23 protein-coding genes are annotated in these 24,438 nt (G+C 50.6%); 4 read left to right on the forward strand and 19 right to left on the reverse strand.

The genetic code is table 11. From position 1 onward, the window contains the following. Nucleotide 1: 1 nt before the first annotated feature. The 5 genes from fkpB to murJ all read right to left on the reverse strand — a co-directional run bounded on the left by fkpB (nucleotide 2) and on the right by murJ (nucleotide 6,552). Nucleotides 2–436 (reverse strand): FKBP-type peptidyl-prolyl cis-trans isomerase, encoded by a 435-nt coding sequence (fkpB, locus tag ACXAD4_RS15770; protein WP_187462071.1) that lies wholly within the window; start codon nucleotides 434–436, stop codon nucleotides 2–4. Between the two features lie 97 nt (nucleotides 437–533). Beyond that, the gene (gene lspA / locus ACXAD4_RS15775; RefSeq protein ID WP_187462072.1) at nucleotides 534–1,070 is read right to left on the reverse strand and encodes a signal peptidase II; all 537 of its coding nucleotides are present in this window, start codon (nucleotides 1,068–1,070) and stop codon (nucleotides 534–536) included. Further along, nucleotides 1,070–3,901, reverse strand: a complete 2,832-nt coding sequence (gene ileS / locus ACXAD4_RS15780; RefSeq protein WP_475242583.1) for an isoleucine--tRNA ligase — start codon at nucleotides 3,899–3,901, stop codon at nucleotides 1,070–1,072. Before ileS ends, lspA begins: the two co-directional genes overlap by 1 nt. Next, on the reverse strand, nucleotides 3,898–4,869 hold the full coding sequence (gene ribF / locus ACXAD4_RS15785; RefSeq protein ID WP_475242584.1) for a bifunctional riboflavin kinase/FAD synthetase: 972 nt from the start codon (nucleotides 4,867–4,869) through the stop codon (nucleotides 3,898–3,900). Before ribF ends, ileS begins: the two co-directional genes overlap by 4 nt. A gap of 123 nt (nucleotides 4,870–4,992) precedes the next feature. Next, nucleotides 4,993–6,552, reverse strand: coding sequence for a murein biosynthesis integral membrane protein MurJ (gene murJ / locus ACXAD4_RS15790; RefSeq protein ID WP_475242586.1), 1,560 nt, complete (start codon nucleotides 6,550–6,552; stop codon nucleotides 4,993–4,995). Between the two features lie 207 nt (nucleotides 6,553–6,759). On the opposite strand from murJ, the gene rpsT reads away from it, so the two are divergent. Then, entirely contained in the window at nucleotides 6,760–7,020 is a 261-nt protein-coding gene (rpsT, locus tag ACXAD4_RS15795; RefSeq protein ID WP_255041925.1) for a 30S ribosomal protein S20, read from the forward strand. Nucleotides 7,021–7,097: 77 nt separating this feature from the next. On the opposite strand, the gene ACXAD4_RS15800 is transcribed toward rpsT, so the two are convergent. The 4 genes from ACXAD4_RS15800 to nhaA form a co-directional block, all read right to left on the reverse strand. Next, nucleotides 7,098–7,394 carry an ArsR/SmtB family transcription factor gene (locus ACXAD4_RS15800; protein ID WP_317524981.1) on the reverse strand — a complete coding sequence of 99 codons (297 nt, stop codon included), beginning with the start codon at nucleotides 7,392–7,394 and terminating at the stop codon, nucleotides 7,098–7,100. A gap of 106 nt (nucleotides 7,395–7,500) precedes the next feature. Next, nucleotides 7,501–8,391, reverse strand: coding sequence for a transcriptional activator NhaR (gene nhaR, locus ACXAD4_RS15805; protein WP_107300364.1), 891 nt, complete (start codon nucleotides 8,389–8,391; stop codon nucleotides 7,501–7,503). A 305-nt stretch (nucleotides 8,392–8,696) separates the two neighbouring features. Beyond that, nucleotides 8,697–8,963, reverse strand: a complete 267-nt coding sequence (locus ACXAD4_RS15810) for a hypothetical protein (protein ID WP_475242588.1) — start codon at nucleotides 8,961–8,963, stop codon at nucleotides 8,697–8,699. Further along, the gene (nhaA, locus tag ACXAD4_RS15815) at nucleotides 8,960–10,138 is read right to left on the reverse strand and encodes a Na+/H+ antiporter NhaA (RefSeq protein ID WP_475242589.1); all 1,179 of its coding nucleotides are present in this window, start codon (nucleotides 10,136–10,138) and stop codon (nucleotides 8,960–8,962) included. Before nhaA ends, ACXAD4_RS15810 begins: the two co-directional genes overlap by 4 nt. Before the next feature lie 481 nt (nucleotides 10,139–10,619). On the opposite strand from nhaA, the gene ACXAD4_RS15820 reads away from it, so the two are divergent. Further along, the gene (locus ACXAD4_RS15820; protein ID WP_475242590.1) at nucleotides 10,620–11,765 is read left to right on the forward strand and encodes a Na/Pi symporter; all 1,146 of its coding nucleotides are present in this window, start codon (nucleotides 10,620–10,622) and stop codon (nucleotides 11,763–11,765) included. Nucleotides 11,766–11,819: 54 nt separating this feature from the next. Here the strand turns inward: ACXAD4_RS15820 and ACXAD4_RS15825 are convergent, their stop codons facing one another. The 6 genes from ACXAD4_RS15825 to rppH form a co-directional block, all read right to left on the reverse strand. Then, on the reverse strand, nucleotides 11,820–12,044 hold the full coding sequence (locus ACXAD4_RS15825) for a hypothetical protein (RefSeq protein ID WP_475242591.1): 225 nt from the start codon (nucleotides 12,042–12,044) through the stop codon (nucleotides 11,820–11,822). A 208-nt stretch (nucleotides 12,045–12,252) separates the two neighbouring features. After that, nucleotides 12,253–13,104, reverse strand: coding sequence for a thymidylate synthase (locus tag ACXAD4_RS15830; RefSeq protein WP_475242592.1), 852 nt, complete (start codon nucleotides 13,102–13,104; stop codon nucleotides 12,253–12,255). A gap of 131 nt (nucleotides 13,105–13,235) precedes the next feature. After that, entirely contained in the window at nucleotides 13,236–14,042 is an 807-nt protein-coding gene (lgt, locus tag ACXAD4_RS15835; RefSeq protein ID WP_107300369.1) for a prolipoprotein diacylglyceryl transferase, read from the reverse strand. Nucleotides 14,043–14,084: 42 nt separating this feature from the next. Continuing rightward, nucleotides 14,085–14,906, reverse strand: a complete 822-nt coding sequence (locus tag ACXAD4_RS15840) for a sulfite exporter TauE/SafE family protein (RefSeq protein WP_475242594.1) — start codon at nucleotides 14,904–14,906, stop codon at nucleotides 14,085–14,087. 30 nt (nucleotides 14,907–14,936) lie between these two features. After that, complete coding sequence (gene ptsP / locus ACXAD4_RS15845) at nucleotides 14,937–17,192, reverse strand: phosphoenolpyruvate--protein phosphotransferase (protein ID WP_475242596.1); 2,256 nt, start codon at nucleotides 17,190–17,192, stop codon at nucleotides 14,937–14,939. 27 nt (nucleotides 17,193–17,219) lie between these two features. Continuing rightward, entirely contained in the window at nucleotides 17,220–17,738 is a 519-nt protein-coding gene (rppH, locus tag ACXAD4_RS15850; RefSeq protein ID WP_475242597.1) for an RNA pyrophosphohydrolase, read from the reverse strand. 581 nt (nucleotides 17,739–18,319) lie between these two features. Between rppH and mutH the strand changes: the two genes are divergently transcribed. Beyond that, the gene (gene mutH, locus ACXAD4_RS15855) at nucleotides 18,320–18,988 is read left to right on the forward strand and encodes a DNA mismatch repair endonuclease MutH (RefSeq protein WP_475242598.1); all 669 of its coding nucleotides are present in this window, start codon (nucleotides 18,320–18,322) and stop codon (nucleotides 18,986–18,988) included. A gap of 13 nt (nucleotides 18,989–19,001) precedes the next feature. On the opposite strand, the gene ACXAD4_RS15860 is transcribed toward mutH, so the two are convergent. Further along, nucleotides 19,002–19,304: a DUF6482 family protein gene (locus ACXAD4_RS15860; protein ID WP_475242600.1), complete on the reverse strand. Its 303-nt coding sequence runs from the start codon at nucleotides 19,302–19,304 to the stop codon at nucleotides 19,002–19,004. A 168-nt stretch (nucleotides 19,305–19,472) separates the two neighbouring features. On the opposite strand from ACXAD4_RS15860, the gene ACXAD4_RS15865 reads away from it, so the two are divergent. Beyond that, nucleotides 19,473–20,507 carry an NADP(H)-dependent aldo-keto reductase gene (locus ACXAD4_RS15865; protein WP_475242601.1) on the forward strand — a complete coding sequence of 345 codons (1,035 nt, stop codon included), beginning with the start codon at nucleotides 19,473–19,475 and terminating at the stop codon, nucleotides 20,505–20,507. A 247-nt stretch (nucleotides 20,508–20,754) separates the two neighbouring features. Here ACXAD4_RS15865 and ACXAD4_RS15870 read toward each other — a convergent pair whose 3' ends face one another. The 3 genes from ACXAD4_RS15870 to ACXAD4_RS15880 form a co-directional block, all read right to left on the reverse strand. Further along, a complete protein-coding gene (locus tag ACXAD4_RS15870; RefSeq protein ID WP_475242602.1) occupies nucleotides 20,755–21,003 on the reverse strand; it encodes a hypothetical protein in 249 nt (82 codons plus the stop codon). Between the two features lie 388 nt (nucleotides 21,004–21,391). Next, on the reverse strand, nucleotides 21,392–22,726 hold the full coding sequence (locus tag ACXAD4_RS15875) for a sigma-54-dependent transcriptional regulator (RefSeq protein ID WP_475242603.1): 1,335 nt from the start codon (nucleotides 22,724–22,726) through the stop codon (nucleotides 21,392–21,394). A gap of 234 nt (nucleotides 22,727–22,960) precedes the next feature. Then, nucleotides 22,961–24,241 (reverse strand): dicarboxylate/amino acid:cation symporter, encoded by a 1,281-nt coding sequence (locus ACXAD4_RS15880; RefSeq protein ID WP_475242605.1) that lies wholly within the window; start codon nucleotides 24,239–24,241, stop codon nucleotides 22,961–22,963. Between the last annotated feature and the right edge of the window lie 197 nt (nucleotides 24,242–24,438).

Consider the following 24,438-nt stretch of genomic DNA (forward strand, 5'->3'; position numbering starts at 1 on the left):
CTTAGTTTTCAATGGCAACGACTTCAACTTCGAAAGTCACACGCTGCCCTGCAAGCGGGTGATTGAAATCAACGGTCACAGAGTCACCGAGAACTTCTGTAATGATGCCTGGGATATCGCTGCCGTCAGGACCGGCAAAAGCGATAATATTGCCGACCTCGGCCGGGGCATCAGTACCAAATTTGGTACGGTCAACATGGTGGATGTTATCAGGGTTTGGCAAGCCAAACGCATCTTCCGGTTCAAGGTCGAAACTGCTCTTCTGTCCTTGTGCCAGGCCCAGCAGACATTTTTCGAAATTGTCTGTCAGGCTGCCATCCCCCATCCTGAATTTTGCCGGTTTGCCCATTGCCTGGGTTGAATCTGCCACTGAACCATCTTCTAATTTGATGGCAAAGTGCATGAGAACTTCACTGCTTTCCGTAATGACCGACATGTAGGGATCCTTTCTCTTTAGTTATACCCGCCCATTTAACAACAAAGCGCCGCCCGTATCAACGGACGGCGCTTAGGGATATAAGCCAAGATCGAGGTTAATGCTTAACGGCTTGCTTCTTCTTGTCTTTATCTGACAAGAACCCATCAAGGATAATCAAGCCGGCACCAATACAAATACCCATGTCGGCAATATTGAATGCCGGCCAGTGGTAAGTCCCGACATAAAAATCGAGGAAATCGACCACATAGCCATGGTAAAGACGGTCAAACAGATTACCCAATGCCCCACCTATGATCAGGGCGTAGGAGATATTGGCCAGTTTCTGCTTGGCCGGAAGCTTGCGCATCCAGAATATCAGCATGGCACAAACCCCGAGGGCTATCGCTGCAAACAGCCAACGCTGCCAACCGCCTGCATCACTCAAAAAGCTAAAGGCCGCCCCGGTATTGTGGACGTAAAGCAGATTAAAGAATGGCAGCAGTTCAATACGGTTTGGCCAACCGTACTCCATGGTGTTCATCACCAGCAGCTTGCTGCCGATATCAACAATGAACACCAGAGCCGCTAGCCATAGCCAGCGAACTCCGGATTGCTTCAGCGATAGTCCGTTTTCAGACGATAACTTACTCATTAGGCAAACTTACGCTCTTCACCTTCACCTTCGACATTGCTGACACAACGGCCACACACTTCTTCGTGACCTTCGATTGTGCCAACATCGGCAACGTGGTGCCAACAACGGTCACACTTCGCCGCTTCAGAGGCAGCTACAGTGACGAACAAACCTTCCACGTCAGTATCCTGCGCGCCTTCTGGCTTGCTGTCTGCAATAACAACCTCTGCTTTAGAGGTTAGCAGAACAAAGCGTAGTTCATCTTCCAGTTTGTTCAGCTTGGCAGCCAGCGTTTCAGAAGCGTGCAGAGTTACTTCCGCCTGCAGGGCACCACCGATCACTTTGTCCTTACGTGCACCTTCAAGCAGCTTGTTCACCGCGCCACGTACAGTTTGGATCTCAGTCCAGAACTCGTTGTTCAGCTCTTCGCCTTCCGCTAGACCAAACAGACCTTCGAACCACTCACCGGTAAACACGAACTTGTCGCGTTGGCCTGGCATCTCGTTCCAGATCTCATCAGCAGTGAACGACATGATAGGTGCCATCCAGCGAACCAGTGCTTCTACGATGTAGTATAGTGCGGTCTGGCAGCTACGTTGAGCGTGACCACCACGCTTCGCGGTGTACTGACGGTCTTTGATCACATCCAGGTAGAATGAGCCCATTTCAACCGAACAGAACTGCATCAGACGCTGAGTCACCGCGTGCAGGTTGTACTCATCGTAAGCTTTGATGATCTCTTCCTGCGCAGCCATCGCACGGCCAACAGCCCAGCGATCCAGTGCAACCATCTCTTCTGGTGCAACCAGGTCAGTTTCAGGGTTAAAACCGCTTAGGTTAGCCAGGAAGAAGCGCGAGGTGTTACGGATACGACGGTAAGCATCAGCTGAACGCTTCAGGATCTCGTCAGATACAGCAACTTCACCGGTGTAGTCAGTCGACGCAACCCATAGACGCAGGATGTCTGCACCCAGCTTGTTGGTCACATCTTTCGGTGCCACTACGTTACCGATAGACTTCGACATCTTACGGCCCTGGCCGTCAACAACGAAACCGTGAGTCAGCACTTGCTTGTAAGGTGCTTCGCCTTTCATCGCCACTGAAGAAATTAGTGAAGACTGGAACCAACCACGGTGCTGGTCAGAACCTTCTAGGTATAGGTCGGCGCTGTTGCCGTTGTACTCTTCGCGGCTATCAACCACAGAGAAGTGAGTTACACCCGAGTCGAACCATACATCCAGGGTATCCAGTACTTTTTCGTACTTGGCTGCATCTTCTTCACCCATGATGTCTGCTGGGTCAAGATCCCACCATGCCTGGATACCTTTTTGCTCAACAAGCTTTGCAACCTTCTCGATCAGCTCTGCGCTGTTCGGGTGAAGATCTTGCGTTTCTTTGTGAACAAACAGGGCAATTGGCACACCCCAGGTACGCTGACGAGAGATACACCACTCAGGGCGACCTTCAACCATACCTTCGATACGGCTCTGACCCCACTCAGGCATCCACTCAACCGCTTTGATTTCTTCAAGCGCTTTAGCACGAAGACCCGCCTGATCCATCGAGATGAACCACTGAGGCGTCGCACGGAAGATGATTGGTGTCTTGTGGCGCCAGCAGTGTGGGTAGCTGTGCTCGTAAGCATGGTGGTGAAGTAGCGCACCGTGCTCTTTCAACGTTTCAACAACTGCATCGTTGGCTTTGAATACGTGCTGACCGGCAAATAGCTCGGTATCCGGCAGGTAAACACCATTGCTGCCAACTGGGTTAGCCACTTCTAGGCCGTACTTCTGGCCGACCGCGAAGTCTTCCTGACCGTGGCCCGGTGCTGTGTGTACACAACCTGTACCTGATTCAGTCGTTACGTGATCGCCCAGGATCACTGGTACTTCGAAGTTGTAGAATGGGTGGTTGAAACGCACCAATTCCAAATCAGCACCTTTACAGAAACCAAGATTATGGAAGTGCTCGATACCAGCACGGTCCAGCACATCTTTCGCTAGTTCAGACGCAACGATCAGACGCTCTTTCTTCTCGCCTTCAACCTGGATAAGCACGTATTCCAAGTCATCACGTACAGCAACCGCGCGGTTGGCAGGCAATGTCCAAGGTGTTGTGGTCCAGATAACGATAGAGATGTCACCTTCGCCGGTATGGTCATCAGCACACTGGAACTTAGCCACAGTGGCGGCTTCGTCAGCAGCTTTGAAGCGAACATCGATAGAAGGAGACACTTTGTCTTTGTATTCTACTTCTGCTTCAGCCAGTGCAGAGCCACAGTCTGTACACCAGTGAACAGGCTTAAAGCCTTTTAGCAGGTGGCCTTGATCGGCAATCTTGCCCAGCGAGCGGATGATGTTGGCTTCAGTGCCAAAATCCATGGTGCGGTAAGGCTTGTCCCACTCACCCAGTACACCCAGGCGTACAAAGCTTTCTTTCTGGCCTTCAACCTGACCGGCTGCGTAAGTACGGCACTTCTCGCGGAATTCCGCAGCAGTAACCTTGTGGCCCGGCTTGCCGACTTTCTTCTCTACCATCAGTTCGATAGGAAGACCGTGACAGTCCCAACCAGGAATGTATGGCGCATCAAAGCCTGACAGAGTCTTTGACTTAATAATAATGTCTTTAAGAATCTTGTTTAGCGCGTGACCAATGTGAATATCACCGTTGGCATATGGAGGGCCATCGTGTAGTACGAAGGATTTCTTACCCTTCTTAGCTTTACGAATTTCACCGTAAAGATCTTCATCGTACCAACGCTTAAGCATTGCAGGCTCACGCTGAGCTAGGTTGCCTCGCATCGGAAACCCTGTTTCAGGCAGGTTCAGGGTATCTTTATAGTCGCTCATTGATTCTCGATTCCGTTACTTGGGCGAAGTTGGACATTATTACGCTCAGCCAGCCACACCCGTGCTGACTGCGCATCACGCTCGATTTGTGCTTTTAACGCATCAAATGATTCAAATTTTATCTCGTCGCGCAGCTTATGGCAGAGCACGACGTCAATCTGGGCCCCGTAGAGATCAGATTGGAAATCAAACAAGTGTACTTCCAATTGGCGGCGTACACCGTTTACCGTCGGCCGACGACCAACATTAGCAACCCCGGCAAGCGGAGTATCTGCCACGCCGTGGACTTCGACGGCATAAACGCCAGAAACCGGAGAGACCCGGCGTTTAAGTGGGACGTTAGCTGTCGGAAAACCGATAGTCCGTCCTAATTTTCGGCCATGGGAGACGCGTCCGCTAATACTAAACGGACGCCCTAGCATGGACTCTGCCAGCGCAAGCTGATCGTCGGCCAATGCCCGACGGATAGCTGTGCTGCTGACACGCTGCTCGGAGACACAGAAGCTCTGGGTACTCACCACAGTAAAGCCATATTCTTTTCCGGCAGCTTCTAGCATCGCGAAATCACCGCTCCGGCCTTTACCGAAGCGAAAATCGTCGCCAACTACCAGAAACTTAACACCCAATTGCTCAACCAACAAGCGGCGGACAAAATCTTGTGCCGACAAGCTAGCAAAGTGACGATTGAAATTGACACACAGGAAGCGTTCCAAACCCTGCTCTTTCAAGCGTAAGTATTTGTCCCGGAAGCGAGTTAATCGCGCTGGTGCCTTATCGCCGGCAAACAGCTCCTGAGGCTGGGGTTCAAAGCTCATCACTGTCGCCGGACAGCCAAGCGCCTTCGCCTTGGCCATGACATTGCTAAGCACTGCCTGGTGACCTAGGTGAACACCATCAAAATTACCAATCGTCAGCACACAACCATGGTGCTCAGGCTTGATATTATGTATTCCTCGGATCAATTCCATGCGTCAAGTTCATTTTCGCAGAGTGAAAAACTGACGGATTATATACTACTCTGAACCCATCATACCAATCTGAATCATATTCAGGCGATTTTGCGGATAATTTATCACCACCCGCAATAAGGTTTAACTCGCGGCCTTCAAGTGGCGGGGGCGCACACCCATCAGCATGACTGCGACTAGGTATACCCCAGCACCGGCACCAATGAGGCCGGCTAACCACAGCACGCGATTAGCCAAAGTCCACTCCAGCCACACCGCCATCTCCGGCAGAATCCACAACAGTGTGCCGACCATGGCGCCACCGGCGACAACAAGGCGCAACACAAACCACAAGGTTTCCCCCGTCACCTTGTACACACCGGTAATGTGCAGGCCGCGGTAAAGCAGGGCGGCGTTAACCAGTGCCGACAGCGCCGTAGCCATCGCCAGGCCAACATAGCCATAGAAATAAGCGAAGATGGCGTTGAAGAACATATTGGTTACCATCGCCACGATACCAAACTTCACCGGGGTCTTGGTATCTTGTCTTGCGTAATAACCTGGCGCTAGCACCTTGATCAACATAAAGTTAAGCAGGCCTGAGGCGTAAGCCAGCAATGACATAGACGCCATCTGTACATCGTTAGGGCTGAACTCACCACGCATAAACAACACCATCAGCATCGGCTTGGCCAGCACCATCAATCCCAGCATCGCAGGGATCCCCAGCAACAGTACCATGCGCACGCCCCAGTCCATGGTATGGGCAAACTGCTCAGGGCTCTGATCCACATGCTTGCGCGACAGCGCAGGCAGGATCACCGTTGCAATGGCGATACCGAACAAGCCCAGCGGGAACTCCAACAAACGGTCGGAATAATACAGCCAGCTGATAGAGCCGGTGGTCAGGAAACTGGCAATGAAGGTATCAAACAACAGGTTGATTTGACTGACCGAAACGCCAAATAGCGCCGGGATCATCAAGGTACGGATCTTCACCACGCCCGGATCGTTCCATCCCCACTTGGGTTTGACTAACATTCCTTCTTTATATAGAAACGGCAGCTGGAACAGAAACTGGATCAGACCGCCAAGGAATACCCCGAGTGCCAGTCCTATTTCCGGTTGACTCAAGTTCGGCGATACAAACCATGCACAGCCAATAATCGCCACATTGAGGAATACCGGCGTAAACGAAGACACCGCAAACTTACCCAAGGTGTTGAGGATCGCCCCTGACAGCGCAACAAAGGTGATAAACCACAGATAAGGGAACGTAATTTTCAGCAGCAGGCTAGCCAGCTCGAATTTAGGCGCCGATGGGCCGTCATTGAGCCAGTCGATAAACCAACCTGCGCCGAACAAGGCGGTCACCACTCCCGAACCGAGGATACCCAGCAGGGTAACAATCGACACAATCACACCCAGGGTACCCGATGCCCTCGCAATCAACTGGCGGGTACGGTCCATCTCACCGGATGCGTGATATTCCGTCAGTACCGGGACAAAAGCCTGTGAGAAGGCGCCTTCGGCAAACAACCGCCGCAGGAAGTTAGGGATTTTGTTGGCAAAGAAGAAAACATCGGCCGCGGCCCCGGCCCCCATCAGGTTGGCGACAACCACATCGCGCACCAAACCAAGCACTCGAGAGACCAATGTCATGGTGCTGACAATCAGTCCTGAGCGCAAAAGACGCTTGCTCACAAAAAAAACCTCATAAAGATGGCCCCAAAAGGTGACTTCCGTAGCCAAATGCTGGTAAAATCTGCCGCCATATTAACCGTGTTAATCCGCAAGTGCCAATTCAATTGGTTAGGCGGTTATTTGCACAAATCATTTGACAATCTCTGGCTAAACAGGCATAGTCCTCGGCCTTAAAATGTCACCGTACCAAGTTTTGGAGTTATACCCTTGGCTAACATCAAATCTGCTAAGAAACGTGCGATCACTTCAGAAAAACGTCGCCAGCACAACGCTAGCCGTCGTTCTATGATGCGTACTTTCTTCAAGAAAGTTATTGCTGCTATCGAAGCGGGCAACAAAGAAGCTGCTACTCAAGCTTTCAATGAAATGCAACCTGTTATGGATCGCATGGCTACTAAAGGCCTGATCCACAAAAACAAAGCTGCACGTCATAAAGCTCGTCTAGCTGCTAAAATCAAAGCTCTTTAATCTGAGTTTCTGATTTCGATAAAAAAACCGGCTTTCGCCGGTTTTTTTATGTCTGCTTTTCAGCAATATCTGCGCTGCTAGGCCCCACAATACATCTTGTGTAACAACTGGATCATCGCTTTGACCTCATCGCTCTTAAGGCGATAATAGACCGTCTGAGCCTCTTTCCTTGTTTCTACCAGGCCATCACGCCGCAACCATGCCAGATGCTGCGATAATGCCGATTGGCTAAGCCCCAGCCGCTCACTCATCATCCCAACCGACATTTCTTCCTCCAATAAGTAACAAAGGATGAATAGACGCCGTTCGTTGGCCATTGCTTTTAGCAGAGCTACGGCTTTAGGGGCATTCTGCTCCATTTGCTGTAGTTCCATACTGCTACCACCTGTCAATTAAGTTAACGCTAATGTACTTAATTTAAACATGGTTTTCTAGCACACAGTATGGATATTTGAATCAAACGAACAAAAATCAGCAACTTTATTTAAACAGTTTTCTAAAGTCTGCCTCACATATGCGTTTTACTGCTGGGTGCATGATCATTCGCTCAGCGAAGATGACGTAGTACTCTTCCTTGATCTCTTTCACCCGCTTCACCTCACGGATGTTATGGGTAGTGTCTTCCAGCTCGGCAGCATAGATAGAAGGCGCGACGAACATCGACTGCTGATACAAGCCAAAGGCTTTCATCAAGGCAGCATCATCAAACTCACCAAGGATATTCGGTGTAATACCCATCTGATCGAACCAATGGATAAGCTTACGCCCCATCGCTGTACGTCGTCCCGGTATCAGCAGCTTGTAATCTTCAATGCAGGCAGGGAAGTTCAGTGGCTTGTCTGGTTCGTTGCAGAAAAAGCTCATGGTCGACTCACCCAGCTTCTTGCTGTAGAGGCCAGGGCTCTGGGTGGAGTCCACCGGACAATCCGATAGGATCATATCGAGCTTATGCTGCGATAGCTGCTCGAGCAGCATTTCGTGGGTCGACTCGTAACAGCGCAGGTGAATACGCTCGTCTTCCGGCAAACCTTCCATCAGCACTTTGCTGACCAGGCGTTTGGACAACGCATCCGCCACGCCAACTTCCAGCAACAGGTTCTCGCGCTGGGTATAGTTGACGATATCCAACATCTCGTAGCTGAGGTCGAACATCTTATCGGCATACTTGAAAACCAGCTGGCCCAACTCGGTGGGCTCGATGTTACGACCAACACGTTTAGTCAGCTTACCCTTTAAACGTTCTTCCAGCGCACGGATCTGTCCGGTGACCGTCTGCGGTGCCAAAAACAGCGCATCGGCAGCCTTGGTAACTGAGCCTTGTTTGCAGACCATCCAGAAGTAATAAAGGTGGTTGTAGTTTAGGTGAGACATGTTAAGCAACCATTTTCCATAAGCAGTGTCATTCCAATCGGGATAGGCAAGGACCAACAGAGGTGTTGAACTACCGAGTACAAGAAGAGTATACAGTAACGGGGTTACAAAATGCTGATGACGTAATCGGTCTTGTTAACCAGCAACGTAGACTGCGATGCTGCTGATCGGAAATCACACTGCCCTAAAAATAAAAATCCCAGAAGCCAGCTTACGCTGAGCTTCTGGGCGCTTCAACCGTAATCATTCATTCACAAATGAAATATTACACTTATTCAGTTTTCATACATCGAAAAAAATGTTTATCACTCTGATGTTGAAGCCGTTTTTTGATCCATCGCAGACATTTTCCGGTAACGTTCGCCGACACGCTGCTCGAGCGCTCGGGAACGGAACGGACTATCATTTTCAACCATGGCGGTAGTTTCTGCAGCCGATTTACCGTGGTTCAAACCTGCTAGGTAAGCCTGGCAGACATCTGAGCTGTCATCTTGGTTGCAGCTTTGGTAGTCCGGTACGGCTATTGCTGTCGCAGACACCATGAGCCCAACAATCATCATTGCGCGTTTCATATTACACCTCCACTTTCCTTGGCAATACTCCTTGGCAACGAACGGCTAAGCATCATATAGCCAATAACCGCTGATATCGTTGACCCCAACAGGATGCCCAATCGAGAGTAAGTACTGAACTCCTCCGGTGCGCCAACAAAAGCCAGCGACGAGATGAAGATAGACATGGTAAAACCGATACCACACAGTACTGAGACCGCAAAAATCTGCCTGAACCCAATGCCTTCCGGCATACTTGCCAAACCGGTTTTAATCGCCAGATAACTTGCGGTGAAAATGCCTAGGGGCTTACCGATCATCAGACCGAGGGCAATACCCAATGGCAACATAGATGTCAGGCCACTTAGGGATACGCCTTCTAGCGAAATACCGGCATTGGCAAAGGCAAACACTGGCAAGATAAAGAAGGCCACATACGGGTGTAGGGCATGCTCCATTTTCTTGAGCGGTGAATGCTCGTCTGACAAACCGTTATCGCCGGACAGCGGAATCGCAAAGCCCAATACCACACCAGCCAGTGTTGCATGGACACCCGACTTCAACACACTGACCCATAGGATAAGGCCAACAACAACGTACCAAGAAATTTTGGTGACGTTTTTCGCATTCATGATGAAAAGGGCTGCGGTTGATGCGAACGCAACAGCAAGCGCCAGTGTCGACAGATCACTGCTGTAGAACAGAGCAATAATCACGATAACACCCAAGTCATCGATAATCGCTAGCGCCAGCAGAAAGACTTTCAAGGTGACCGGAACACGGCTACCCAAAAGGGCCATAATCCCCAACGCGAAGGCAATATCAGTGGCTGCAGGGATCGCCCAGCCTTTCACAGCTAGTGGGTCAGCAAAGTTGAAAAGGACATAAACCAGTGCTGGCGCAATCATACCGCCTACAGCGGCAATGGCAGGGAAGATGGCTTTTTCTTTAGTATTTAGCGCCCCTTCGATCAGCTCACGTTTTACTTCCAAACCAATCAGCAGGAAGAACACAGCCATCAGGCCATCGTTAATCCAGTGTGAGATAGACAAGCCCGCAACATAGGTGTGCAGTGTACCGTTATACAGATCCTGCAACGGGGAGTTCGCGATCATCATGGCCAACGCCGCCGCGATGATCAGGATTATCCCACCAGCAGACTCTAGTTTTAAGAATTTACGAATCGCATCGGTCATCGACCGGAACTCCTTTTCGTGAAACAAATGTCACAATAAAAATGTAAATTTAGTTTAGACGTCACAGCACTAAACTGTTAAATCGTTTGTTCAGAATATAAACCTCGGTAAAACCGAGCAATACACCTCCAATACAAGCAATAACCGTACTGTCTAATTTACACTGTCATATTCGTCATTTTTGGCTGCTCAAAAAGCCATCAATCACTAATTAATTCTAAAAAAACCTCATTTACAAGAGAAAAAAATTTCACGACATCATTGATCTTTCTTCTTTAAAAATAGCCTTTAAATTCATAAAGATAAAATCAAAGTAAATTTTTCATTACGCTGACAACCACTGCTTCACCTCGCAAAAAGAGCACAAACTTACTTTGTGACAGCAACTGTCATATTTCTGAAATATTCGATCTCTACCATCGCCCTCAGATTTCAAAAATATGAAACCAAAACGACATATTCCTGTCATGGAGAAATGATTATGACTACCCAAGCCTCTACTGCTGAACAGCCAATGAACAGCTCTATGCGCTGGGTCCGCTGGGCTAACCTAGCGTTCATGCTTTACGTTCTACTTGTTGCTGTATCCGTTGTGAGCAGCGGCTTTAAACTGTCTGTTGGTGAACAAGCTAAAACGCTTTTCGAGTTTGCCTCGCATCCGATTGCTGGCCTGATGATCGGTCTGGTAGCGACATCGCTTATCCAGTCATCAAGTACAGTAACCTCTATCATTGTAGGTCTGGTTGCTGGCGGCCTGCCAGTTGAAACCGCGATCCCAATGGTTATGGGTGCCAACATGGGTACAACCCTAACCAATACATTGGTTAGCCTTGGTCATGCTCGTTGTAACGAGGAATTCCGCCGTGCCTTTGCCAGTGCAACAATCCATGACTTCTTCAACCTGCTAGCTGTAGCCATCTTCTTACCGTTGGAGATGATGTTCGGTCTGCTGGATAAGATTTCGACTTGGTTGGTATCACCAATGATGGGTACTGCCAACATGGATATGGGTGGTCTTAACTTCATGAAGGCCGTTACTGGCCCGGGTGTTAACCTAATCAAAGGCCCACTGTCTAGCTTCGGCACTATGGGTGGCCTGTTCATGATTGCCATCGGTATCGGCTTGATTTTCATCTCTATCACAGCGATGGGTAAACTGATGCGTAGCCTAATGGTTGGCCGTGCACGTGAAATCCTAAAGAGCGCTATCGGCCGCGGTCCAATCCACGGTATCGCATCAGGTACAGTGGTAACGGTTCTGGTTCAGTCTTCTTCGACCACAACCAGCCTGATGGTTCCGCTAGTAGGTACTGGTGTTCTGAAAGTACGCGATGTATACCCATTCACTCTTGGTGCTAACATCGGTACATGTATCACGGCTCTGCTTGCAGCAACGGCTGTTGGTGGTGAGTTCGCAGTCTTCGCTCTGCAGATTGCACTGGTTCACCTAGCATTCAACCTAATGGCGACAGTACTTATCTACGGTGTACCGTTCCTACGTGAACTACCACTAAAAGGTGCTTTCTACCTAGGCGAAATCGGTACCAAGAGCAAAGCAGCAGTGGCAGGTTACATCGGTCTAGTATTCATCGCTATCCCGGGTGCCATCCTAGCCCTTACAGCGTAATCGCTCGCTAAAACACACACCTAAAAAAACCCGCTCCGGCGGGTTTTTTGCTATCTACAGAAAGTGGTGCTGTGGTGCTGTGGTGCTGTGGTGCTGTGGTGCTGTGGTGCTGTGGTGCTGTGGTGCTGTGGTGCTGTGGTGCTGTGGTGCTGTGGTGCTGTGGTGCTGTGGTGCTGTGGTGCTGTGGTGCTGTGGTGCTGTGGTGCTGTGGTGCTGTGGTGCTGTGGTGCTGTGGTGCTGTGGTGCTGTGGTGCTGTGGTGCTGTGCAAGTTTTCTCAAAAGGCTCTTTAAGTCAAGTAACCTCTCTTCATTTTTGTTCGCCAAAGTCCCTCCCGATTCGAATATTCTAGGTGCTAAACCATAGTGCCATCACACCATAGTTCCGCAGCTCTTTACCGCTTTTTACCTACAAAAAAGCCCCAAAAAGGGGCTTTTAGGGGCATGAAAATGTTTCTGCGGCAATATTTTGTTACCCGCAGCAAGGTTTCTATACAGAAAAAGGGTACTTGATCGGGTCGTGATGCTGGTAACCCACTACCTCAAAGTCGTCCATGGTCACCCAGGTTTCCAGATCTTCCAGCGATTTAATGTCCGGGTTGATTTTCAGCTGCGGCGATGGGAACGGCTCGCGTTTTAGCTGAACATCACGCATCAGCTCTAGCTGATCTTCGTAGATGTGGGCATTGACGATCTTGTGGTATGCCTGTCCTGGTTTGTGGCCGGTGATCTGGGCCACCAGTGCCAACAGGGCAAAAACCTGAATTTGGTTGAAGTTCAGCCCCAATGGGACATCACAAGAGCGCTGGTAGCTAGTCAGGTGAAGGGTGTCACCAACCAAAGAGAAAGTGTGGGTGTGCATACACGGGCGCAAGCAGCCCATATCGAACTCGCCCGGGTTGTAGAAGGTCAGGATCTCGCCGCGGTCATCAATGCCCTTGCTCAGGTTGTCGACAATTTTGCGCAACTGGTCGATAGTGCTGCCATCAGGCTTTTGCCAGCTGCGGCCCTGTACGCCGTAGACGCGGCCCATATCGTCCTCACCCTTGCGATGCGGATTTGCCAGCCAAGCGGCATTGTCGTTGGCGTTCATATCCCAGGTTTTGGTACCCAGAGCACGGAAGTCCGCCGCATTGTCGTAGCCGCGGATATAACCCAGCATCTCGGCAATCGCCGCTTTCCAGAAACTCTTGCGGGTAGTGATCAGCGGAAACTGGTTGTTGGCCACATCATAATTCAAGTCGGCATTGATCACTGTCAGGCATCGCTTGCCTGTTCGCTCGTTCTCAACCCATACTCCTTCGTCCACAATGCGCTGGCAAAGCGCGAGATATTGTTTCATGGTTCCGCTGGCCTTAGTTCTAAATTCAAGTGCGGCTAATTCTACACGAAACCACGAATTATTCAGGGAGATATTATCGCCAGATACAAAAAAGGCAGCCCAGAGGCTGCCCTATAGTCATTTGTTGAGTATTAGGCTGTCTTACCTTTCGGCTGGCACTTATAGGCCCACAGCATCATCAGGGCGCCACCAATGACCATTGGCAACGATAGGATTTGTCCCATACTGATCCATCCACCGAACAAGCCAAGGTGCGCATCCGGTTCGCGGAAATACTCGACGATAAAGCGGAAGCTGCCGTAACCGAACAGGAACAAGCCCGAGGCCGCGCCGGCAGGACGAGGCTTGCGGATGAACACATTGAGGATGATCATCAGCACCAGTCCTTCAAGGAAAAACTCGTACAACTGTGACGGGTGGCGCGGTAGCGGTCCACCGGTCGGAAAGACCATTCCCCATGGCGAATCGGTTACCCTACCCCATAACTCACCATTGATGAAGTTACCCAAACGGCCAACGCCAAGGCCGAAAGGCACCAACGGCGCAATAAAGTCAGCAACGTTGAAGAAGGTACGGTTGTTCTTGTAGGCATACCAGAACATCGCCGCAATCACACCGAGCAGACCGCCGTGGAACGACATCCCTCCGGTCCATACCTTGAACAAGTAAAGCGGGTTGTCCAAGAACAATGGGAAATTGTAGAACAGCACATAGCCAATACGGCCGCCCAATACCACGCCGAGGAAACCGGCAAACAACAAGTCACTGACCTGCTCTCGGGTCCAGCCACTGCCCGGCTTGTCAGCACGGCGGTTGGCCAACCACATGGCAAATACAAACCCCAACAAATACATCATGCCATACCAGCGGATGGCTAACGGCCCGATCTCAATCAACACCGGATCAATATTCGGAAACGTTAAATAACCTTGGCTCATCAATCTTATCTCTATACTTCACAGGCAATATGCCTATGATGACTACCCCATAAACATTTTGATACTGACAAACAGTAAAAAAACAGCAAAAATTTTCTTTAGTACCGGTGTTGGCAAATGGCTCACCCACGCAGCGCCAAAACGTGTTGTCTGCATCGACACCAGTACAATACCGAGCAATGCAGGCAAATAGACGTAACCCAAGCTCATCGGTGGCAAGGTTTGCTCTCCGACCCCGGCCAAGACAAACCCCGTCATTCCCGCAATCGCAATCAATGCACCGGAAAACGAGGCACATCCAATAGCCCGGCGCATTTCCACCCCATGCCAATTAAGATACGGTACGGTCAGTGAACCACCACCGATCCCGGCCAAACTGGACACCACACCAATCACCCCACCAGAGCAGAATGTTCCCATATTTCCGGGCAAATCGCGCTTGCCGCTAAAACGCATCGACAGCAACATTTGAGTGGCCAGCAATAACACAATAATGGCAAAGATTTTCGGCAGCATCGAGGAAGGCACCAACTCAGCGACAAAACTGCCACCCAGCCCCCCCATTACCACACCCGGTGCCAAGCTGCGGACAATGGATAAATCCACATTGCCGAGCCGGAAGTGATTCCGGGCCGAGGAGCCCGATGTCAGCACGATACTGGCGAGGGATGTCCCGAGCGCAATATGCATCACCAAATTGGCTTCGATACCAGCTTGGGGCAGCAACCAGACCAGAGCTGGTACCACCAGCAAACCTCCGCCGATACCCAGCAAGCCAGCTAGAATCCCCACAACCGCGCCAAGAAGCAAACAACAGCCGAACACCCACAGTTCGCTGCCATAGATAGACAAAATGTCGGCCATACTACTCACACCAACAACAAAACAACAAGGCTACTTACCGGCACGGATAAAACCGCCCAAGCCATGGCCATCGACAAATTCAATCGTATTGCGCCGTACTTCATCGGCATAAGTTGCCGATAGGGCGAAATCCGCCAACTGCTGCATATCACTCACCGATACGTGGCGCAGCATGTATTTTATCTTCGCCACATTACGGGTATTCATACTCAGCGAACGGTAACCCATTCCCACCAACAACAAGGCACCTATAGGATCACCGGCTAACTCACCGCAGACACTGACCGGCAGTTGCAGCTGCTGACTGACGTCAATAATATGCTTGAGTGCATGGATCACCGACGGATGCAGTGCATCATAGACACCGGCAACCCGCGAATTGTTCCGGTCAACAGCCAACAAATATTGGGTTAAGTCATTGCTACCAACAGAAATGTAGTCCACCCGCCCTTTCAAGACCGGCAACTGGTAAAGAATGGATGGGACTTCAATCATGATCCCGATCCGTGGCCGGCGCAGTACATGTCCCTGCTCGGCAGCCGTTTTCGCCACCTCGGTGTAGGCCCGCTCGATAAGGGTCAACGATTCGTCCAGTTCGGCAATCCCGGAAATCATCGGTAGCAGGATATCCATGTTGTCATGGCCGATACTGGCCTTGAGCATCGCCCGCACCTGGATCAGAAAGATTTCCGGGTGATCAAGGGTAAAGCGGATCCCACGCCAACCGAGGAAGGGGTTGTCTTCTTCGATGGCCAGATACGGCAAGGGTTTATCCCCGCCAATATCCAAGGTACGCATCACTACCGGCTTGCCGCAATAAGTCTCGAGGATCGACTGGTATTGCTGAGTCTGTTCCTCTTCTGACGGGAAGCTGCGCTGCAGCAAGAAAGGCACTTCGGTACGGTACAGCCCTACCCCATCAACACCACGGTTAACCGCGATACTGGTATCGGCACTGAGCCCGGCATTGAGGAAAATATTGATCCGCTCGTTATCCAGCGTCGCCGCAGGTTTATCCAGCCCGGTTTCGACAACCGCGGCCAGCTCTTGTTCTTCCTTTTGCAGGCGAAGATATTCAGCCAACACGTGGCGGTTGGGGTTGACCAGTAGATCGCCCCGGTAGCCATCGACAATGACCTGACTGTTGTGAATTTTCTCCGGCACAAAATCAACCCCCATTACCGCAGGGATCCCGAGGGCGCGGGAGAGTATCGCGGCATGGGAGTTCGCAGCACCTTCCTGCGATACCACGGCAGCCAGTTTATCGCGAGGGACACTGGCCAACATGGCAGCAGTCAGCTCACGGGTCAACAGCACCACCGGCTCATCCCAGGCATGCTCGGTAACTTCTTCATTGGCCAAAAAGAACAACAGCCGCTGACCAAGTTCACGGATATCCTGTGCCCGCTCCTTGAGGTAGGCATCTTCCATATTGGCAAAGCGGGCAGAATAGGTTTCGACCACTTGGCGGATCGCCCATTCGGCCAAATCACCGCCGGCGATCTTATGGAACAGATCCTTGCGCAGCATGGGATCATTGAGCAGGTGGCTGAACAAATCGAAAATCGCCAAAGTTTCCTTGTGCAGCTCACTGTCAAAGCGCTTGCGCAGGCGACGGAATTCAGCACTTGCCAGCTCAATGGCGATACTTAAACGCTCTTGCTCTTCCTCACGATCCAAACAGGAGGCCGGCGCCACCAGCTCTAAACGCGGCTGGTTGTCATCCCACCACGCGCGGGCAACCGCGACTCCGGTTGACGCCGCCGAGCCGACGAGGTGCAAACCGTTGTGCTGATCCGGCCACATCCCCTGTGCCTTGGCATGGGCCAGTAACACCGCCAGCTGCGCGGCCAAGGTAACCATGAACGACTCTTCGCTTTCGTCGAACTCACGTTGTTCACGCTGCTGGATCACCAGCACACCCAGCACTTGGCGCTGGTGTATGATCGGTGTACCAAAAAAGGAACTGAATGACTCTTCCCCGATGCCGGGAAGGTGTTTGAAGTGGGGGTGGTGTCGCGCATCGGCGACATTAATCGGTTCGGCCCTGTCGGCAACCAGACCCACCAAACCCTGGCCGAAAGGCAGGCCGACATGACGGTGGGGCTTTCTCAGCCCCTTGGTTGCCATCAAAGTAAAGCGCTGGCGCTGCTGATCGGCAATATACACCGAGCAACACTCGGTTTTCATTGCCTTGCAGGTGCTGATCACCAGTTGTTCCAGGGCATCAAGCAGACTCGGGGCCGTCGCCACCTTTTCAACAATTTCTCTTAGTTGCGTCAGCATAATCCGCCCCGCTCCCTACCAACTGGCCTAGCCGCGTTTGCCCCGGCGCTTTTTTCGTTCTTTGCGCTCTTTAAAAGGCATTGCTATGGCAGCAAATTCTTTTAATGCTCTGCGATAGACATCTCGCTTGAAAGACACAACCTGCCGCACCGGATACCAATAGCTGACCCATCGCCAACCATCGAATTCAGGCGTGCTGCCACGCTGCATGTTCACCTTTGACTCATCGCACTCTAGACTGAGCAGAAACCATTTCTGCTTTTGCCCGATACAAACTGGCTTAGAATCCCAGCGCACCAGTCGCTTGGGTAACTTGTAGCGAAGCCAATGGCGGCTTGACGCCACAATACGTACATCCTTCTTAGTTAGCCCTACTTCCTCGTAAAGCTCCCGGAACATGGCCTGTTCAGGGGTTTCCCCCTCGTCGATGCCACCTTGCGGAAACTGCCAGGAATGTTGTCCATATCGTCGAGCCCAGAATACTTGGCCATGGCTATTACAGATCACAATACCCACATTTGGGCGGTACCCATCGCCATCAATCACTGGACGACCTCAATTAAATCTCTATTAATAGTGATTTTTTCACAGACAATCCAATGGGTAAACAAACATTGTTATTTATCCTTCTATTTTCCTAGCCAAGCCTCATAATCTGGATAACTTTCAGCTCCTGGCTACTTTATAAACACCACAATGAGACCCAGCCCACATTTATACACGATTTCTGTGGATAGAATTGTGAAGAAGCCGTCAATCCAGTGAGTTACTGTTCTAATCTTGCTGTAGAGCCAGTCATAAAACCTCACCAGCAACAAAGCAAAAAACCTTAATAAACATAGACTAAATCAGCAATAATGAATATTCACCTTCAATTGTGACAAGATCATTTCTGCCACAACTCTAGATCGGTCAAAGATCAACCACCCATCATTTTATCCACATCAAAAAGCATCAACCACTCAAAAAACCATCACACCACTGGTCAAATTAGCAACCAACCCCTGTATAAAAATACATATTCAACCAAATAAAGTTTTTTCACCCTCATGCCTGTGGATAACTAGATAATAGGATCCTTGAATACAGCTATGATAGGATCGCCTGCCACAAAGAAGGTAGACCACATGCAACCGACGCCAAAGACAGAACAGGAATTATTGACGCGAGCCAATGCACTGGCCGGGATGACCCTCGGTGAGCTAGCGCACATGGCCAATATCACTGTCCCGCCTGATCTGCGTCGGGATAAAGGCTGGGTAGGGCAACTGCTGGAATGGCACCTCGGGGCCACGGCTGGCAGCAAACCTGTACCAGACTTTGCCGAGCTTGGCATTGAACTCAAGACGATCCCCGTGGGTTATCATGGCAAGCCCCTTGAAACCACTTTTGTCTGCGTTGCACCGCTGATCGGTCTACAAGGATTACGTTGGGAAAACAGTCATATCCGCCACAAGCTTGCCCGGGTGCTGTGGATCCCGGTGGAAGGAGAGCGGGATATCCCTTTGGCGGATCGCCATGTCGGATCGCCGCTTTTATGGAGCCCATCACCAGAGGAAGAACAGCAGCTTCGGCAGGACTGGGAAGAGTTGATGGATATGATAGTGCTAGGCCAGGTTGAACAAATCACTGCGCGTCATGGCGAAGTATTGCAGCTACGCCCGAAAGCAGCCAACAGCAAAGCACTGACGGAAGCCTATGGGGCCAATGGCCAGCCGATCAAAACCCTGCCGCGTGGCTTTTACCTCAAAACCCATTTCACTGCCGGCCTGCTGGAAAAGTATTTTATCCTGTAATCCTGTTGGCATCCTAGAGTGCGATTGTCATGTCTTCCCGGCAGTTACTCACCTGGCCATCAGGCGAGAATTCGTCATAGGGATCAATGACCCTGAGCGTCACACTGGTGATCCCCAGCGGCCGCAATAGATCCCCTGCCTGCTCAATCGACTGGAACTTGACCATCTCACCGCTATCGGTCTTGAGCGGCTCAAGGTGATGTTTGTACTCAACCTCAATCAAGTAATCGGAACACCCTGCGTAGCTTGTCAGGATACACGCGGGGATAGCCCCGTTGCCTGCTTTTGTCCAGTGCTTCAACTGTGACAGCTTCATTATCGCCTCTCCCCAACATTGCCCATCCTATAAAGCTTAACTATTGGTCACAATCCTCCACCCAGCAAGATCAGGATAGAGACTCGGTAGGGTGTTGTGGGACTTCTCACACTCTGGAACTCGCGCTATAGTCGAAACAAGAACATCTGCTGAGTCCAAGGAGGGCTAATGAAATACCACAAGATCCCACACTCGAACCTTGAGGTCAGCAAGATCTGCCTCGGCACCATGACCTTCGGTGAACAGAACAACGAGCAAGAGGCACATAGCCAACTTGATTTGGCCTTTGAACGCGGGATCAACTTTATCGATACCGCAGAAATGTACCCTGTTCCTCCCAATGCCAAGAGCCAAGGGTTAACCGAAACCTATATTGGTAACTGGTTGAAAAAAACTGGCCACAGAGACAAGGTGGTCTTAGCAACTAAAGTGGCTGGGCCGCGTAATACGCCTTATATCCGACCAGAAATGGCCCTCGACAGGCGAAATATTCACGATGCGGTAGAAGCTAGCCTGAACCGGCTACAAACCGACTATATCGATCTGTACCAAATCCATTGGCCGCAGCGGGAAACCAACTGCTTTGGTCAACTCAACTACCAATACCAGGAAGATCATTCCGGGGTTACCCTGACCGACTCGCTCGCCGCCCTGGATGAACTGGTCCGGGCCGGGAAGATCCGGTACATCGGTCTTTCCAACGAAACCCCTTGGGGCGTGATGTCGTTCCTGCGTCTGGCGGAAAAGCACAATTTGCCTCGTGTGGTCACCATCCAGAACCCGTATAACCTGCTCAACCGCAGCTTCGAAGTCGGGTTGTCGGAAATCAGCCACCATGAGGGGGTAGAGCTGCTGGCCTACTCACCACTTGCGTTCGGTACTCTCAGTGGCAAGTACCTCAACGGTGCTCGTCCGGAAGGGGCACGCTGTACCTTGTTCGAACGCTTCTCGCGCTATTTCAAGCCACAGGGCATTGCCGCCACCGAAGCCTATGTCAACGTTGCTCATAAGCATGGTTTGGATCCGGCCCAAATGGCGTTAGCATTCGTCAACCAACGTCCTTTCGTTGCCAGCAATATCATCGGTGCCACCACTCTCGAACAAGTCAATGCCAATATCGACAGTCTGGATGTCGAACTGACTGAAGCGGTCCTACAAGACCTACAGGAAGTTGGCACCCAATATTCCAACCCTTGTCCGTGATCCCCTCCCCTGGTAAACGACAGACAAAAAAAAGCCCCCGTAATACGGGGGCCGAAAAACATTAGCTCAACCAACTTAGGTAGACACCTTTGTTGATGCCCGGCTACTTTACCTAACCCTCTCCATGGGCTCTAGGCCACATTCGTCGCAAAGCGTTGGTAAATGTTACAAGCCGTGACGGCCTATACCTATTGCTAACAGTTGATCATATTTCTCTCCCCCCGCAAACCATTTACGGGGGGAAGCGTTACGTGACAAGTCTAGATTTGTATTCCCGTCTCAAATGACGCACCTTACGACCGGCCGATGTGTTCAAGAGGTCTTGCGCAATACGGTGGTCTTTATCAATCCCCATATCTTTAAGCAAATGCTCTGATAGGTGGTATGGCAGGTTGATTTGGATACGACGGTGTTCACGCCGCCATAGGGCATCCTCACGTTTAACATCAAGTTGAACAAGAAAGACTGCAAGGCGTAAATAGACTGAGTGGCGCATAATTGTGCTCTCCATTTAATTTAAAGTTAATAAGAGGGACACAGATCCTGCCGATCAGGCTGACAACATAAGCAAAACTTAACTAGCCGCGACAGAAATCCGCGGCCCATTTACACAGCGGATTGCCGTTAATGATTTGGTTTGGCGCAGGTATCACCGAACGAACAGGTGTGCGACATAAAGATACTACTTTGCATATCAGTTCCTCCGGTAATAAGTTATGAAGATGTGAAATATGGGGTCATTGTAACAAGCCATGAGTATAAAACAACCACTTAGGCTGGATTGTGAATATAAAAACAACAATATTCTGCATTCATCCCCCAACAGGAACGAATTGGTGAATAAATCCCCTATATCAAAAAAGATTGCAGAGCATGGCTCCGGATCAGCTTTGGCGGAAATGCTTGGGCGGCGGTACAAGATCATGTTTATTCAATAACCGGTACATGGTTGCCCTTGACACCCCGAGCTCCCGTGCTGCCGCGGAAATCTGGCCTTTGTTGTTCTCAAGCACAGCTAGGATCGCTCCCCGCTCGGAGTCCGCACGAATTTTTTTCAGGCTCTGTTTGTCATCCATGACCCTTGGCAGATCGAGATGATCCGCTTCGAGTATCTTGTCATCGGCCAACAAGATAGCCCGCTTGATATGGCCAATCATCTCCCTGACATTACCGGGCCATGAATAACTGACCAACAACTGGCCGGCTTCCGGCGAAAGTTGCTTCACAGGGCTGTTATACTGACGGGCGAATTTCAGCATAAAAAACTCAGCCAGCAATACGATATCCTCGCCCCGCTCGCGCAGGGCCGGCACCATAACGCCAAGGGCATTGAGACGGAAGTATAGCTCCTCACACAACAGGCCAGATTCCATCAGCTCTTCTTGGCTATAGCGGGTAGAGACTATCAATCGAATATCTGCCGAGACCTTGCGGCCCGTTTCGGTAGTAAAGGCCTCATCTTCCAGCAGGCGAACCAATTCTTGCTGGCGGGGGAGATCTAGTTGGGTGATTTCATCTAAAAACAGTACGCCACCATCAGCCGCTTCCAGACAACACTGCTCTGTCTTGCCTGTATTGGTTTCGACCATCCAGCTATCAGGCAGAGATTCACAATTCACGCTGACAAACGCCCCCTTGCCTCTGGTCGAGGCTTGATGGATCGCCTGGGCAACCAGCTCTTTGCCGGTTCCTATCTCGCCCTGGACCAAAACAGGAACATCAGCCATGGCAATGCGCTTGACGTGATGGCGCAGCTTCTTCATTGCTGCCTGCTCCCCCTGCAGGCCGGATTGACCAAACACGCCAAGTTGCGGCCATACCCGGTGCTCTAGCTGCAACATACCCAGCTGGTGCCCAATAGTCCCAAGTAGTTGGGACTCGGGCACAGGGTCGGTGAAGTAATCAATGCAGAAATTCACAATGAACTGGCAGATAGAATCATGAGCTAGCTGCCGCTCCTGTACCAGCGCCAGCCAGCGTACCTGTTTATTGCGATTGACCAGCCCGGCAACCCCTTGCAAACTAAAATCATCACGGGTGAGATCGACCACGCCAATACAGGGACCGATTTCCAACATCAGTGATTCTGCCGCCCGGAGATCGTAGCAGCGATGGCAAGCCCAGCCCGCTTTTTCCAACACGCTTATCCAAGTCGGAGTCCCACCCCCCAAAATCACCAATGTCCCCAAGATAGAACTGTTTCCCTGTGTTCTTTTCATCCGCAATCCCTTCCCGGCCAGAGCAACCCTTTTTGCTAGTTGTGCGATTTCCCACTTGGATAATAACCCACACTAAAGGCAATACCGCTACCAACTAACAACCATGATTTGACTAATGCGCAATTAATTTAATATTAAAATTGTAGTCAAGTCTGGCGGAGGGAAGAAATTTTGGACGCAAATAAAAAAAGCGCCCTAAGGCGCTTTCATATTTCATCCCTTTGAGACCTAGCTTTAGCTAACGGTCACCTGCTCAGGTTGAGATTCGGTTTCAACTTCAGCTGTACCAATCTCGTTCTCAGATTTGGCAACAATGGTGTTTACCGCAGTGTCACCAACAACGTTAGAGCTGGTACAGAACATATCATTGATACGGTCAACCGCGGCAATAATAGCCAAACCTTCAGGCGGTAGGCCTAGTTGGTGAAGAAGTACACCGACCATCACCACACCACCGCCCGGTACACCACCGGCACCGATAGAAAGCAGCAGGATAGTCAGACCTAGGGTAAAGATATCAGCGCTGTTGATTGGCTGGCCGAACGCATTGGCCACGAACAGGGTTGCCAGTGCGATGTAGATAGATACCCCAGACATGTTCATGGTCGCACCCAATGGCACACCAAAACCAGCCACAGACTTAGATACACCAATCTTGTCAGTCAGAGTACGCATGGTTACCGGAATGGTTGCGTTCGAGCTTGCTGTTGATAGCGAGAACAGAATTTGCTCACGGGTATGACGCAGGAACGCACTCGGCTTGATACCGGTTGTCAGGCCAACCATCATTGGGTAGAAGAAGAAAATCCAGAACACTAGCATTGACACAACCAGTGCCACATAACCAGCAACCGACATCAGGGTATTGGCATCCAATGTCGCGCCCAGCTGGATCATCAGGGCAAACACACCGAATGGTGCCAGGCTCATCACCAAACCAACCAGTTTCATCATCACTTCGTTGGCCATTTTGAAGGTCTTGATCGCAGGGCCGCCGCGGGTATCCAGCGCCTGGATCGCCAAGCCTGTCAGGATAGCCATGAAGATGATCTGCAGCATATCGCCGTTGGCGAAAGCCTGAACCGGGTTACTCGGTACGATGTTAACAATCAGCGAGAAAATATCCGGCGTCTCGGTGGTCGTCAGCTGCACCGCTTCAGTCACGGTTCCTGCCAAGTTGGCACCTGCGCCCGGCTGGATAATCATCCCAATTGTCAGGGCTGCCGTAATCGCGATGATGGTATTGATAATGTAGAGAGCAAAAGTTTTACCACCAAGGCGACCAAACGCAGTGATGTCTTTCAGCTCGACAATGCCGCAAACAATCGACACATACACCAAAGGAACAACCAATAGTTTGATCAGTGAGACAAACATGCCGCCAGCACCTTCCGCTAGGCCGAGCACATAGGTATCCATCAAGGTCACGCCGTTAAACAGGTATTGAATTGCCGTACCGAGGATCAGGCCGGCAAACAAGCCTGTAAATATCTTTCCTGATAGCGATTTCTTCATCGTCCATCTCCAGTCTGTTGTGCTTGTAAAAACTCTGTTTACTTCCTGTTCCCGCTGTTTATCGCGAGATTGGGCGTCATTTTACACAGCCAAAACAAACTTAAAAGAACAATTTTTACAATTTAGCTACAGTTGAAACACAATATTAATTATCGACATAGAATAAAAAACACAAAACAAAACACTAAAACCCATGC

The organism is Photobacterium sp. AWH4_225 (assembly GCF_056158405.1).

What these genes read in the sequence shown, in the direction of transcription:
- ileS (WP_475242583.1), bottom strand. Translation starts at nt 3,901, where the DNA reads ATGAGCGACTATAAAGATACCCTGAACCTGCCTGAAACAGGGTTTCCG.
- fkpB (WP_187462071.1), bottom strand. Translation starts at nt 436, where the DNA reads ATGTCGGTCATTACGGAAAGCAGTGAAGTTCTCATGCACTTTGCCATC.
- ACXAD4_RS15865 (WP_475242601.1), top strand. Translation starts at nt 19,473, where the DNA reads ATGAAATACCACAAGATCCCACACTCGAACCTTGAGGTCAGCAAGATC.
- ACXAD4_RS15820 (WP_475242590.1), top strand. Translation starts at nt 10,620, where the DNA reads ATGACTACCCAAGCCTCTACTGCTGAACAGCCAATGAACAGCTCTATG.
- ACXAD4_RS15860 (WP_475242600.1), bottom strand. Translation starts at nt 19,304, where the DNA reads ATGAAGCTGTCACAGTTGAAGCACTGGACAAAAGCAGGCAACGGGGCT.
- ACXAD4_RS15830 (WP_475242592.1), bottom strand. Translation starts at nt 13,104, where the DNA reads ATGAAACAATATCTCGCGCTTTGCCAGCGCATTGTGGACGAAGGAGTA.
- lspA (WP_187462072.1), bottom strand. Translation starts at nt 1,070, where the DNA reads ATGAGTAAGTTATCGTCTGAAAACGGACTATCGCTGAAGCAATCCGGA.
- ACXAD4_RS15875 (WP_475242603.1), bottom strand. Translation starts at nt 22,726, where the DNA reads ATGAAAAGAACACAGGGAAACAGTTCTATCTTGGGGACATTGGTGATT.
- ACXAD4_RS15840 (WP_475242594.1), bottom strand. Translation starts at nt 14,906, where the DNA reads ATGGCCGACATTTTGTCTATCTATGGCAGCGAACTGTGGGTGTTCGGC.
- ACXAD4_RS15880 (WP_475242605.1), bottom strand. Translation starts at nt 24,241, where the DNA reads ATGAAGAAATCGCTATCAGGAAAGATATTTACAGGCTTGTTTGCCGGC.
- ACXAD4_RS15810 (WP_475242588.1), bottom strand. Translation starts at nt 8,963, where the DNA reads ATGAAACGCGCAATGATGATTGTTGGGCTCATGGTGTCTGCGACAGCA.
- nhaR (WP_107300364.1), bottom strand. Translation starts at nt 8,391, where the DNA reads ATGTCTCACCTAAACTACAACCACCTTTATTACTTCTGGATGGTCTGC.
- lgt (WP_107300369.1), bottom strand. Translation starts at nt 14,042, where the DNA reads ATGAGCCAAGGTTATTTAACGTTTCCGAATATTGATCCGGTGTTGATT.
- ACXAD4_RS15800 (WP_317524981.1), bottom strand. Translation starts at nt 7,394, where the DNA reads ATGGAACTACAGCAAATGGAGCAGAATGCCCCTAAAGCCGTAGCTCTG.
- mutH (WP_475242598.1), top strand. Translation starts at nt 18,320, where the DNA reads ATGCAACCGACGCCAAAGACAGAACAGGAATTATTGACGCGAGCCAAT.
- ACXAD4_RS15870 (WP_475242602.1), bottom strand. Translation starts at nt 21,003, where the DNA reads ATGCGCCACTCAGTCTATTTACGCCTTGCAGTCTTTCTTGTTCAACTT.
- ribF (WP_475242584.1), bottom strand. Translation starts at nt 4,869, where the DNA reads ATGGAATTGATCCGAGGAATACATAATATCAAGCCTGAGCACCATGGT.
- ptsP (WP_475242596.1), bottom strand. Translation starts at nt 17,192, where the DNA reads ATGCTGACGCAACTAAGAGAAATTGTTGAAAAGGTGGCGACGGCCCCG.
- nhaA (WP_475242589.1), bottom strand. Translation starts at nt 10,138, where the DNA reads ATGACCGATGCGATTCGTAAATTCTTAAAACTAGAGTCTGCTGGTGGG.